This window comes from Vreelandella azerica (genome assembly GCF_013112225.1).
GTDB lineage: Bacteria > Pseudomonadota > Gammaproteobacteria > Pseudomonadales > Halomonadaceae > Vreelandella > Vreelandella azerica.
Map to the genome: position 1 here is coordinate 70,684 of NZ_JABFHI010000001.1, position 12,800 is coordinate 83,483.

General features: G+C 56.4%; 10 protein-coding genes and 2 pseudogenes. All 12 read left to right on the forward strand.

The window, feature by feature from the left end; genetic code table 11:
* The first annotated feature begins 131 nt into the window (after positions 1-131).
* The 12 genes and pseudogenes from ffh (at position 132) to HLB35_RS00415 (ending at position 12,751) form a co-directional block, all read left to right on the forward strand.
* A pseudogene (gene ffh / locus HLB35_RS00360) lies at positions 132-1,540 on the forward strand (signal recognition particle protein).
* A 226-nt stretch (positions 1,541-1,766) separates the two neighbouring features.
* Positions 1,767-2,015: a 30S ribosomal protein S16 gene (gene rpsP / locus HLB35_RS00365; protein WP_100819297.1), complete on the forward strand. Its 249-nt coding sequence runs from the start codon at positions 1,767-1,769 to the stop codon at positions 2,013-2,015.
* A gap of 48 nt (positions 2,016-2,063) precedes the next feature.
* Entirely contained in the window at positions 2,064-2,609 is a 546-nt protein-coding gene (rimM, locus tag HLB35_RS00370; protein ID WP_171701090.1) for a ribosome maturation factor RimM, read from the forward strand.
* A 52-nt stretch (positions 2,610-2,661) separates the two neighbouring features.
* On the forward strand, positions 2,662-3,441 hold the full coding sequence (gene trmD, locus HLB35_RS00375) for a tRNA (guanosine(37)-N1)-methyltransferase TrmD (RefSeq protein ID WP_171701091.1): 780 nt from the start codon (positions 2,662-2,664) through the stop codon (positions 3,439-3,441).
* A gap of 138 nt (positions 3,442-3,579) precedes the next feature.
* Entirely contained in the window at positions 3,580-3,936 is a 357-nt protein-coding gene (gene rplS, locus HLB35_RS00380; protein ID WP_171701092.1) for a 50S ribosomal protein L19, read from the forward strand.
* A gap of 184 nt (positions 3,937-4,120) precedes the next feature.
* Complete coding sequence (xerD, locus tag HLB35_RS00385) at positions 4,121-5,002, forward strand: site-specific tyrosine recombinase XerD (protein WP_171701093.1); 882 nt, start codon at positions 4,121-4,123, stop codon at positions 5,000-5,002.
* 7 nt (positions 5,003-5,009) lie between these two features.
* Positions 5,010-5,747, forward strand: a complete 738-nt coding sequence (locus tag HLB35_RS00390) for a DsbC family protein (protein WP_171701094.1) — start codon at positions 5,010-5,012, stop codon at positions 5,745-5,747.
* A 174-nt stretch (positions 5,748-5,921) separates the two neighbouring features.
* The gene (locus HLB35_RS00395; RefSeq protein ID WP_171701095.1) at positions 5,922-7,238 is read left to right on the forward strand and encodes a homoserine dehydrogenase; all 1,317 of its coding nucleotides are present in this window, start codon (positions 5,922-5,924) and stop codon (positions 7,236-7,238) included.
* A gap of 4 nt (positions 7,239-7,242) precedes the next feature.
* Positions 7,243-8,631 (forward strand): threonine synthase, encoded by a 1,389-nt coding sequence (gene thrC / locus HLB35_RS00400; RefSeq protein WP_171701096.1) that lies wholly within the window; start codon positions 7,243-7,245, stop codon positions 8,629-8,631.
* 28 nt (positions 8,632-8,659) lie between these two features.
* Positions 8,660-10,453, forward strand: a pseudogene (locus HLB35_RS00405) (single-stranded-DNA-specific exonuclease RecJ).
* 94 nt (positions 10,454-10,547) lie between these two features.
* On the forward strand, positions 10,548-11,165 hold the full coding sequence (locus tag HLB35_RS00410) for a YitT family protein (protein ID WP_171701097.1): 618 nt from the start codon (positions 10,548-10,550) through the stop codon (positions 11,163-11,165).
* Between the two features lie 101 nt (positions 11,166-11,266).
* Positions 11,267-12,751, forward strand: coding sequence for a cytochrome P450 (locus HLB35_RS00415; protein ID WP_171701098.1), 1,485 nt, complete (start codon positions 11,267-11,269; stop codon positions 12,749-12,751).
* Positions 12,752-12,800 lie beyond the last annotated feature (49 nt).

Consider the following 12,800-nt stretch of genomic DNA (forward strand, 5'->3'; position numbering starts at 1 on the left):
GTCGTCACGCATTAAACACAACGTCTCGGCTACTTCGACCATGGAGAGTCGTGGCTTCAGCGCGTATAATCAGCGTATTCAATGTCCGCGGTACTTGCGCCGGGCGACCAAGACAGAGGCAGAGAGGCCCCATGTTTCAGAATCTTAGCGAGCGTCTTTCCCAGACGCTGAAGTCGATCAAGGGTCAGGCGCGCCTGACTGACGACAATATCCAGTCAACCCTTCGGGAAGTGCGCCGAGCGCTGCTGGAAGCTGATGTAGCGCTTCCTGTCGTCAAGGATTTCATCGAGCGCGTACGCGAACGGGCCGTCGGGCAGGAAGTCTCCAAGAGCCTTTCGCCGGGCCAGCAGTTCGTCAAGATTGTCCAACAGGAACTTGAAGCGACCATGGGCGAGGCCAACGAAGGTCTGGCGCTTAAAGGGTCGCCTGCGGTCGTGCTGATGGCAGGTTTGCAGGGCGCGGGTAAAACCACCTCTGTGGCTAAGCTGGCACGCTATCTGCGCGAGCGCGAGAAGAAAAAGGTGCTGGTGGTTTCCGCTGACGTTTACCGCCCGGCGGCTATCGACCAGCTGGAAACGCTGGCAAAAGAGGTTGAGGTGGAGTTTTTCCCCTCCCGCTCTGACCAGAAGCCGGTCGATATCGCCATGGCGGCCATCAAGCACGCCAGGATCCAGTTCCACGATGTACTCTTGGTGGATACCGCCGGCCGCCTTGCCATTGATGAAGCCATGATGGCGGAAATCCAGGCGCTGCATACGGCGATTGCTCCCCAGGAAACTCTGTTCGTTGTTGACGCCATGACCGGCCAGGATGCGGTCAATACCGCTAAGGCGTTCAATGAAGCTCTGCCACTGACCGGTGTGATCCTGACCAAGGCTGATGGTGATGCCCGCGGGGGTGCAGCCCTCTCAGTGCGCCACGTTACCGGTAAGCCGATCAAGTTCATGGGGGTCGGTGAAAAAGTCGACGCTTTGGAACCTTTCCACCCGGATCGCGTGGCCTCACGCATTCTGGGCATGGGCGATATGCTGTCGCTGATCGAAGAAGCCGAGCGCACGGTTGATAAGTCCAAAGCCGAGCAGTTGGCCAAGAAGGTCAAGAAGGGTGACGGCTTTGATCTGGAAGACTTCCGCGACCAGCTCCAGCAGCTCAAGAAAATGGGCGGCATGAGTGGCCTGATGGGCAAGCTGCCCGGCATGGGGCAAATGGCCGAAATGGCACAAGGGCCAGGGCCTGAAAAGGAGCTGGGTAAACTTGAGGCGCTGATCAACTCGATGACGCCCAAGGAGCGCCAGAAGCCAGAAATTATCAATGGTTCGCGCAAACGTCGGATTGCTGCCGGTGCCGGGCTTCAGGTGCCCGATCTGAACCGTTTGCTGAAACAGCATAAACAGATGCAAAAGATGATGAAAAAGCCGGTCAAAAAGGCGGCATGCAGAAAATGATGCGCGGAATGTCCGGCATGATGGGGGGCCAGGGGCCGGGCGGCCCAGGAGGCATGGGCGGAATGGGTGGCCCTGGCGGCTTGCCCCGGCGCTAGTTTTCAGCGCCTTGGGCTTTCCAAATAGCCCGCATTTGCGTAGAATGCTGCCTCTTCATGTGTAGGGGTGTGCCCATTATATGCCGCTTTCTGCACCATGTGGGCTTAAACACGATCTTATATCGTTGATCGATTTATATCGTTGATCGTTTATATCGTTGATATAGAGGCACTAAACCATAGCGGTTTGGCTCTCTTGTAACCTCAACCGAAGGATAGTTATCGTATGGTTACCATTCGTTTGGCACGTGGTGGCGCCAAGAAGCGTCCCTTTTATCACCTCACCGTGACGGATTCACGCAACGCCCGTGATGGTCGTTTTATCGAGCGTATCGGCTTCTTCAACCCGGTCGCCCGCGGCCAGGAAGAACGTCTGCGTGTTGATCTGGAGCGTGTTGCTCACTGGCAGAGCCATGGCGCACAGCTGTCTGGCCGTGTTGCTGAGTTGGTCAAGGAAGCACGTAAGCAGGCGTAAGCCTTTGAATGACGCCTAGCGTCATTAGCTGTTGAACTGGGGTCGTCAATGACGCATAACGCAACACAGCAATCAGACGACACCTATGTGGTGCTCGGCAAGCTGACTAGCCCTCATGGGGTGAAAGGATGGTTGAAGGTCTATGCCTATACGAGCCCGATCGACAGCATATTTGATTACTCTGAATGGTGGGTTCGCCAAGGCGAAACGCTGAAGCAGCTCAAGGTAATTCAGGGGCGTCGGCAAGGTAAGGGGCTGGTTGTTCAGCTTAAAGGCATTGATGACCGTGATGCGGCTGAAGCATTGGCTCAGGCGGATATTGTCATGCCTAAAAGCGAGCTGCCCGAGCTTGCTGACGAGGAATACTACTGGCACGAGCTTGAAGGCCTGAATGTCTATACGCTGGCTGGAGAGTGTTTGGGACAGGTAAGTTATCTGTTCGAAACGGGTGCCAACGATGTCATGGTGGTGCGCGGTGGTCAGGATGCCATCGACAAGCGTGAGCGCTTACTGCCCTATCTGCCCGGTGATGTCATCATCAAGGTGGATCTTCAGGCACAGCGCATGGAAGTAGATTGGGACCCAGAATTTTGAGATATGGATTTTGAGTGAACAGCCTGTTTTCAATCACGCCGAGGGTCCTGCAATGTGGATCGGTGTTGTTTCCCTGTTCCCCGAGATGTTCGCTGCATTAACCCAGCACGGTGTCACCGGGCGAGCAGTCGAGAAACGCCAGATTGCACTGGAATTCTGGAACCCTCGCGATTACGCCACAGACCGTCATCGCAGCGTCGATGATCGCCCTTACGGCGGTGGTCCAGGCATGCTGATGAAGGTGGATACTTTACGCGGTGCCATTGCAGATGCACGCCAATGTGCCTTGCAGGCAACAGGCAAGCAGCCGACGGTGATCTATCTTTCGCCCCAGGGTCGCAAGCTGGATCAGGCCGGTGTGCAGCATCTGACGCAACGCAGCCCTTTAATTGTGGTAGCGGGGCGCTATGAAGGCATCGATGAACGTATCGTTGAACATGATATCGATGAAGAATGGTCAATTGGTGATTATGTGCTGAGCGGTGGTGAGCTGCCTGCCATGGTGCTGATTGACGCGGCGGCCAGACTGATTCCCGGTGTGCTGGGGCATCAGGATTCCGCCGTCGAGGACTCGTTTAATGACGGCCTGCTGGATTGTCCACACTACACACGCCCTGAAGAAATTGATGGGCGCAAGGTGCCGGATGTGCTGTTGAGTGGCAATCATGCTGCCATTAAGCGATGGCGCATGAAGCAATCTTTGGGGCGTACTTGGCAGCGGCGGCCAGACCTGCTTGAGGGCCGCGAGCTAGGTAAGGCCCAGCAGACACTGTTGGATGAGTTCATCGAAGAATACGCCAGAAAGGCGGCGGTGCAGAGCGAAGACAGCTGACAACCTTTGCGGTTGAAACGTCTTTCGGATCTGTGTCACCCATGACGACTCCCGGGCGGCTCGCCTTGAGCGCCGGGATCACGGCTTCCGCCATCCATTGTAGAGCGGTCAAGCCAACTGATATTTCAGGAGTAGATTATGAGTAGCAAGAACAAAGTGATCCAGGCGCTTGAGAGCGAGCAGATGAGCAAGGAAATTCCTTCCTTTGCTCCTGGCGATACCATTGTTGTCCAGGTTAAGGTCAAAGAAGGTAACCGCGAGCGTCTGCAGGCTTTTGAAGGTGTGGTAATCGGTAAGCGTAACCGTGGCCTGAACTCCGCTTTCACCGTACGTAAAATTTCCAATGGTGTTGGCGTAGAGCGTACTTTCCAGACCTACAGCCCGCTGGTAGATTCAATTGCCGTCAAGCGTCGTGGTGATGTGCGTCAGGCCAAACTCTACTACCTCCGTGAGCGTAGTGGTAAGTCTGCACGTATCAAGGAAAAGCTGTCCTGATGATTGGTCGGCGGTGATGTGCACCGCCGGACAATGGATAGCTGGCAAGATAACCCCGTCACCGCTTTGCGGGGCGGGGTTTGTTTTTGTCTGGACGGACGGCAAAATATCCTTGCCAGGCCTGATCAGGCTGCCATGCAACAAGGAAGATGCTGGGTGGAGGATGCGAGATGAAGAGCGCCATATGGACTTGATTGATGCTTTCCTGGATGCCCTGTGGTTGGAACGTGGTGCCAGCGAACATACCCTGGCTGCCTATCGCCGCGACCTGTCAGCCTGGCAGGGTTATCTGGCCGAGCAGGGGGATACCCTGACGACGTCTTCATCAGAACAGTTGGTCAACTGGTTTGAGCAGCGCCGTGCCCAGGGCTATCAGTTGCGCAGTAACGCCCGACTACTCTCCAGCTTACGCAGCTTCTACCGCTGGGCGCGTTTGAATGCCTATGTCGACAGCGACCCATTAGCCACTATAAAGTTGCCACGGGTGACACCCGGGCTGCCAGGTACCCTGGATGAAACCGAGGTGGTTCGCCTGCTTGAAGCGCCGGATACGTCCACGCCTTTAGGGGTGCGTGATCGCGCCATGCTCGAGTTGCTGTATGCCTGTGGCTTGCGTGTCTCCGAGCTAGTAGGCTTGACACTGGATGCGCTGAATCTGAACCAGGGGGTGGTCAGGGTGCGCGGTAAAGGCGACAAGGATCGTTTGATACCGTTAGGCGAAGAGGCGAGCGCCTGGCTTGAACGCTACTTCCGCACTGCGCGCAACGAGCTGATGTCAGACCCGATGCGGCCCGCGCTGTTTCCAGGCAGAGCCAATCGTGCTATGACGCGCCAGACATTCTGGCATCGTATCAAGGCTCATGCGCTGACCGCCGGTATCAGCAAGCCGCTTTCTCCGCATACCCTGAGGCATGCCTTTGCAACGCATTTATTGAATCATGGGGCCAATTTAAGGGTCGTACAGCTGTTGTTGGGTCATAGCGATTTGTCCACAACACAAATTTATACACATGTGGCTCAGGCGCGCCTGGAAAATCTGCACGCTCACCACCATCCAAGAGGTTAAAAGGAATATGCGTCGTCTCTCACTATTACCCCTGGTTCTCGGGGGTGCGCTGTTGTCCACGACGGCCATTGCGCAATCTGTGCCGGAAGCACTAACCGAAAGTCTGAGTGTTAATGGTCAGCCCATGCCCGTGGAAAATGTCAACCCAACGCCGCTGGAAGGTATCTATCAGGTTCGGCTGACCAACGGCGAAACATTTTATGCCAATGCCGATGGCAGCTATTTTCTGGTCGGTGATCTGTACGCCAATCAGCAAGATGGCCTGGTCAATCTGACCGAGCAGGAGGGCAATCAGGAGCGTGCAGAGGTCATTGCCGCGATTCCGGAAGAAGAGCGGATTATTTTTCGCGGTGTGGGCGAGCCAAAAGCCACTATTGTCGTGTTCACTGATACGAGCTGCCCGTACTGCACACGCCTGCATGAAACCGTGCCTGAGTTAAACGAGGCCGGAGTGGCGGTGCATTACCTCGCCTTCCCACGTAGCGGTATGAATGGTGAAGCCGCCCGCGTCATGCAACAGGCCTGGTGCGCTGACAATCCTCAACAGGCCTTGACCGATGCCAAGCAGGGTAAGGCACTTTCAGGCAGCGCCAGCTGCGATAATCCAGTAGCATCCCAGTACCAGACAGGTATTGCGCTGGGCGTTCAGGGTACGCCAGCCATCATCCTGCCAGACGGTGAGCTGGTGCCAGGCTTTATGCCCCCAGAGCGGTTGCTAGCCATGCTCGGCCTGGACGCAGAGTAATCGCTGGTATTCGCACCAGTGTGCTGCAAAATACAGGTTCGAAAAATACGCCTGTAAAACAATCAGGTGCCAGAAGGAAGGGCGGCATGTATCCCGCCTTCTGTACCTTTATGATATCGATACGCTGTGACAGGCACCGCCAGGTGCACGATGAAACATATAAGGGGAATTATTTTGAAACCGGTGAGAGTAGGTATCTGTGGCTTGGGTACGGTGGGTGGCGGCACCTTCAATGTGCTGACACGCAACGCGGATGATATTGCCCGTCGTGCAGGGCGCCCCATTGTCATTGAGCAGGTCGGGCATCGCAGTATTCACCCGGACTGTGATATCACCGGCATCAAGGCCACCACGGATGTTTTCGAAGTTGCCCGCAACCCTGATGTCGATGTTGTGGTTGAGGCCATTGGCGGCTATGACGTTGCCCGCCAGCTGGTGCTGACCGCAATTGAAAACGGCAAGCATGTGGTCACAGCCAACAAGGCGCTGATTGCTGTGCATGGCAATGAAATCTTCCAAGCCGCCCATGAAAAAGGCGTTATTGTCGCTTTTGAAGCCGCCGTGGCCGGTGGTATTCCGGTGATCAAGTCGCTACGTGAAGGGCTGGGCGCCAACCGCATCGAGTGGGTTGCCGGTATCATCAATGGCACAGGCAATTATATCCTGACCCATATGCGTGACGAAGGCCGTGCCTTTGAGGACGTGCTGGCCGAGGCCCAGGCGCTGGGGTATGCCGAAGCCGATCCGACCTTTGATGTGGAAGGCATTGATGCTGCCCACAAGCTGACCATCCTGGCCTCGATTGCCTATGGGGTACCGCTGCAATTCGAGAAAGCCTACACCGAAGGCATTTCACGGATTACCGCTGAAGACGTTGAGCAGGCAGATAACCTGGGCTACATCATCAAGCACCTGGGCATATCCAAGCGCACGGAAAACGGTCTTGAGCTGCGTGTTCACCCCGCCCTGATACCCAAAGATCGCCTGCTGGCCAACGTTCACGGCGTCAAAAATGCCATTGAAGTCATGGGTGATGCGGTTGGACCGACCCTTTACTACGGCGCCGGCGCCGGCGCAGAGCCAACAGCCTCAGCGGTAGTTGCGGATATTCTCGACGTTGCCCGTGATATCGCCACAGACCACCACTACCGTGTGCCTTACCTGGCCTTCAGCGGTGTCGGCCAGGATGTCAATGCTGTGCCGATCATGCCGATGGAAGACATCACCACGGCCTATTATCTGCGTCTGCTGGCTGTTGACCGCCCGGGTGTGCTGGCGCGAGTGGCGACTATCCTTGCTGAGCAGGGCATCTCGATTGAAGCGTTGATCCAGAAAGAATCGCCAGATGGCGACCTGGTGCCGATCATCCTGATGACCCATCGCACCAAGGAAAAGCAGATGAACGAAGCCATCCGTGAAATTGAATCCATGGCGGATATTCCCGGTACGATCACCCGTATCCGTGTTGAAACCCTGGACGAAGGAGAGTAAGGCCATGCGCTACGTCAGTACTCGCGGGCAAGCGCCTGCTCTGTCGTTTGAAGAAGTGGTACTTACGGGCCTGGCAAATGACGGCGGCCTCTATGTGCCGGAAACCCTGCCGCATTTTTCCGCTGAAGCGCTCGCCGATATGGCGGGCCTTTCCTATGCAGAGATTGCCTTCCGGGTCATGAAGCCGTTTGTGAACGGTGAGATCGACGACGACACTTTCCGTGGTCTGGTCACCGATGCTTACGCTACCTTCAACCATGATGCCGTCCTGCCTCTCAAGCAGCTGGATGCCAATCACTTTCTGCTTGAGCAGTTCCACGGCCCGACTCTGGCTTTCAAGGATGTTGCCCTGCAGCTGTTGGGGCGGCTTTTGGACCATTTCCTGAAAAAGCGCAATGAGCGCGCCGTCATCATGGGTGCCACTTCCGGGGATACCGGTTCGGCGGCGATTGAAGGCTGTCGTCACTGCGATAATCTGGATATCTTTATCCTTCACCCACATAACCGCGTCTCTGAGGTGCAGCGTCGCCAGATGACAACGGTGCTGGCGAACAACGTCTTCAATGTGGCCATTGAAGGCAACTTTGATGATGCCCAGGCCATGGTCAAGCAAAGCTTTGCCAACCAGGATTTCCTTAACGGCTCTCGGCTGGTGGCGGTGAATTCGATCAACTGGGCGCGCATCATGGCCCAGATCGTCTACTACGTTGCCGCTGGCGTGGCGCTGGGCGCACCGCATCGCGAGGTCAGCTTCAGTGTGCCTTCGGCCAACTTTGGTAACGTCTTTGCAGGTTACATGGCGTACAAGATGGGCCTGCCGGTCAAGCAGTTCATTATTGCTACCAATGCCAACGACATCCTGCATCGCACCCTGACCGCCAATGATTTCTCCAAGCGTGAGCTGGCGGCGACCCTGGCGCCTTCCATGGATATTGTTGTGTCGTCCAACTTTGAGCGCCTGCTGTTTGACGCCTACGAGCGTGATGGCCATGCCGTTGCCGCCTTGCTGGAGCGTTTCCAGATAGAGCCCACGGCCTTAGCAGAGGCACCGCTGGCGACGCTGCGTGAAAAGTTCTCCAGCTTCAGCGTGGATGACGCCACCATTCTTGAAGTAATTCGCGAAGCCCATCACCGCACCGGTGAGATCCTCGATCCCCATACCGCAACCGGCTACCGTGCGGCCGAGCGTGCCCGCGCGGATCAGTCAACGCCCATGGTCACCCTGGCCACCGCTCACCCGGCCAAGTTTGCCGAAGCAGTGGTCAAGGCGGGCTTTCAGGGGGTACCGCTGCCCACCCATATGGATGATTTGCTGGAACGTGAAGAACGTTACAGCGTCTTGCCTGCCACTCTGGAAGCGGTGCAGCAATTTGTGGTTGATAACCGCCGGTGAGCTTGATTCAGCAGGTTGAACATTGAGCATGAATGCACGTCAGGATCTACCGTTAAGTGTGACGCAGCCCCGCCTTGAACCGCGTCCGCTTGATGAAACAGTCTATGCTCGAGCACAGGCCGAAGGCCTGAATGAACTTCAGGCGCGCCTGCTGGCGTCACGCTTGCCCGGCTATCAGGGCGAGCTGGCGCCCCTGGTGTCGCCGAGCCTGCGTTATCTGGCCCATCCTGAAAAACTGGCCGATGGACGTCGTGCGGCGGAACGCATTGCCCAGGCGGTGACCGAAGGTGAGTCAATCGGGATTCTGACCGACTACGACGTGGATGGGATCACTTCACACGTCGTGATCCGGCGCACTCTGGTCGAGCTGTTCGGTGTGCCGGAAGCCAGGCTGCATAGCCTGATTGGCCATCGTATCCACGACGGCTACGGCATCAGTCTGCCCTTGGTGGAACGCACCTTAGGCCTTTCGCCACGCCCGACTCTGGTGATTACCGCTGATTGCGGCAGCTCCGACGAGCCGCGTATTGCGCGCCTCAAAGAAGCCGGTATTGATGTGGTGGTCAGCGACCACCATGCCCTGGCGGTTGAAGGGCCGCCAGGCTCTGCCTATGCCTGCGTCAACCCGACACGCAGCGACTGCGCCTATCCGGATAAAACCATTGCCGGCTGTATGGTGGCATGGCTTGTGATGTCGCTGGCGCGTAGCGTACTAATTGAATGGGGCGCCTTGCCAGCAGCCACGCCCAAGCTGTCGCCATGGCTTTCCTATGTGGCCCTGGGAACGGTGGCTGACTGCGTTTCCCTGGGGGCAGCCCGGCCAACCGTGCCGTGGTCAGCCAGGGGTTGACCCTGATCAATCGTATGGATGCGGCCTGTTGGCGGGCCATGGCGCAACGCTTGGGCCAGGATAGCGTGCCGTTTAATGCTGAGACCTTGGCCTTTCAGATGGGGCCACGCATCAATGCTCGCTCGCGCCTGGATGATCCTTACGCGGCGCTGCATTTCATGCTCGCTGAAAGCGATGCGATTGCCAATCGTCAGCTGGATGTGTTGGATGATGATAACCAGTCGCGCAAAGCCATTGAGGCAGATATGGCCCAAGAGGCACGCGCCCTTGCCGCTGTGGAACTGGCGGCAGACGCCTCAGCGCTGATTGTGCTCCTGGAAGACGGCCACCCTGGGGTGCAGGGCATTGTGGCCTCGCGCCTGGTGCAGGCCTACGGGCGCCCGGCACTGGTACTGACACGGGCCGCCCAGCCGGGCATGCTCACCGGCTCTGGCCGCTCGATAGATGGCCTGCATCTGCGCGATGCCCTGCAGCGTGCCTATGAGCTGGCGCCAGGGCCTTGCCACGCTTTGGGGGCATAGTGGGGCGGCAGGTGTTGGCGTGCCCATGGAGCAGCTGGCAGCTTTTAAAGCGGCTTTCCTGCAGGCAGTGAATGAACAGCTTGGTGATACGCTGCTCTATCCAAGGTTGTGGACGGATGGTGAACTGGCTAGCCAGCAATTGACCTTGGCTACCTTGAATGACATTGACGTTCTGGGCCCTTATGGCCGCGAGTTTGACCCGCCGCTATTCGAAGGCCGTTTTATCGTAGAAGCGCTGCGCCCGGTAGGTGCGGATGGTTCGCACCTGATGATGGAACTCTCCAACGGGCCGGTGACCTGCAAGGCGATCTGGTTTCGTGCCCTGACGCCAGGCGAGTTACCCCCTTTTGATGTGGGCGATACGCTGCACTGCGCTTACAAGCTCAACCGTAACCGCTGGCGCGGCCGCGAGTCACTCCAGTTGATGGTGGAGCACGCCAGCCTGGTCTGATCATGTTGGCTGACTGTCATTACCCTGACAGGCCGATGATTTTTCTACAAACGGCGGATAGATCCCGCCGTTTGTTCGTTGCAGAGGACGCATCATGCGTGACGACAATTTACCCCAAGATCCGCATCAACCCTATGAAGATGTCATGGCCATGCTGTTGGGTACGCTGTTTGTGGCCCTTGGCGTGACGCTCTATACCCAGGCGGTACTGCTAACGGGCAGCACGGCCGGGATGGCGCTGCTGCTTAACTATCTGACCGGTTGGGGCTTCGGGGTATGGTTTTTCGCCATTAATCTGCCGTTCTACTATCTGGCGATCAAACGTATGGGCTGGAGTTTTACCCTGCGTACCTTTGTGGCTATCGGGCTGGTTTCGGTGTTTTCGGAGTTGACTCAGCGCTGGGTGACGTTTGAGTCAGTGCCATCGCTCTACGCCGCTATCATGGGCGGTGCCCTGATTGGCGTGGGCATGCTGATGCTGTTTCGCCATCGTACCAGCCTCGGCGGCATCAATATTCTGGCGCTTTATCTGCAGCAGCGCCACGGTTGGCGGGCAGGCTACGTACAGTTGGGGATTGATGGCCTGATCCTGCTGGCAGCCTTGACTCAACTACCGCTGGACAGAGTGGGTTACTCGGTGATTGGCGCCGTCACGTTGAATCTGATCATTGCCCTCAACCATAAGCCTGGGCGTTATATCGGAGTGAGCTAAATTGACACCATGCAGAATTTACATTCTGATGGTCGGTATCGGTGATGCAGATTTGAAAAGAGAGTGGATTGAGTCGCCTCAACTGTTTTTGGCTGGAAACAATGAATCACGATAATGCTTCATATGTTACACCTTCGAAAGAGCGAGTAGGCAGTAGTGATAAGCAGCAGCTGGCTGAGGCATTGTCGCGTGCGCACCATATTGAACCTCCTGTTACGGTAGCGCCTGCGCCTGCCAGTGCGGGTATTCTGAAACGTATGTACCGTGCTCAACACAATCTGTTATCAATATGGCGTGAGAAGGATTATTCCGTCTATACCACTCACATGAATCTGGCTAATCAGAAATACGTTGTTTGCAATAGTCCTGATACGGTGCGTCGTGTCTTCCTTGAGCAACATGACAACTATGATCGTAAAAGCCCGCAAATGCGGCGAGCATTGATCCCATTACTGAAAGACGGGTTATTTGTCAGTGACGGTGATTTGTGGAGCCAGCGCCGACGTCAGTGCGCCCCCTCGCTCAGTAATGCGTTGCTGCCGAACTTTTGCTCGGTGATGACTGCTTCAGCAAACGAAACTGCCGAGCGCTGGGCCGAGCAGCCGCAGGATGAACCACTGGATATGCTGACCGAGATGGCTCACTTGACGGCTCGCATCATTGGCCGAACGATTTTCGGCGATGACACAACCGACGACGAGGCCGAACAGGTGGTTGCTGGGTTTACTGAGTATCAGCGCCATTCAGAACATCTGGATATGGCAGATACTCTTGGGCTGCCTTTTCTCAGGCTGCTAGGCAACCCTTTAAGACGTAACCGTATCCGCTATTCGGCAGAGCAGGTACATGAAGTAATTGACCGGATTATTGACCGCCGTATCAATACCTCCGATTCGAATCAACACAGCATGATCGATAGCTTTATGACGGCATTAGAGGGAAGCGAAGGGTGCCCGATGGGGCGGGAAGCGGTGCGCAATGAAGCTATTGTCATGTTCATGGCGGGGCATGAAACGACAGCCAACGCTTTGGCCTGGTGCTGGTACCTGCTGGATTACGATCAGCAGGCCATGGTGTGTTTACAGGCCGAGCTTGATGAAGTCCTGAAGGGGCGAACGCCGCGTTATGAAGATGTCGAGAAGCTTCACTACACCATGGCGGTGTTTGAAGAAGCTATGCGCCTTTATCCTCCGGTACCCTTGCTAACCCGTCAAGCGCGCGGTGAGGATCAGGTGCGTAACCGTGAGGTTCGCCCGGGCACTGTCCTGATTGTTTGCCCCTGGCTGATGCATCGACACCGTAAACTATGGGAAGCGCCTGACCATTTTGTGCCAGAGCGCTTTTTGCCCAAGGTGCCGCGCCCGGATAAGTTCACTTACTTCCCTTTTAGCGTGGGCCACAGGGTTTGCCTGGGTAAGCGGTTTGGGCTTTACGAGGGCGTTTTGTGCCTGGCGACATTAGCACAGCGTTTCACCCCACAGTTGGTGCCGAGTCATAAAGTGGAAATCGAGTGTCGACTGACTTTGCGCCCCAAAGGAGGGTTACCCATGACGCTTCAGTCACGTAAGCCTTATAAAAGGTTTTAGCCGCTCAACCAGAACCACCAGACGATAGCGGCGATCAGGGCGAGGCCAG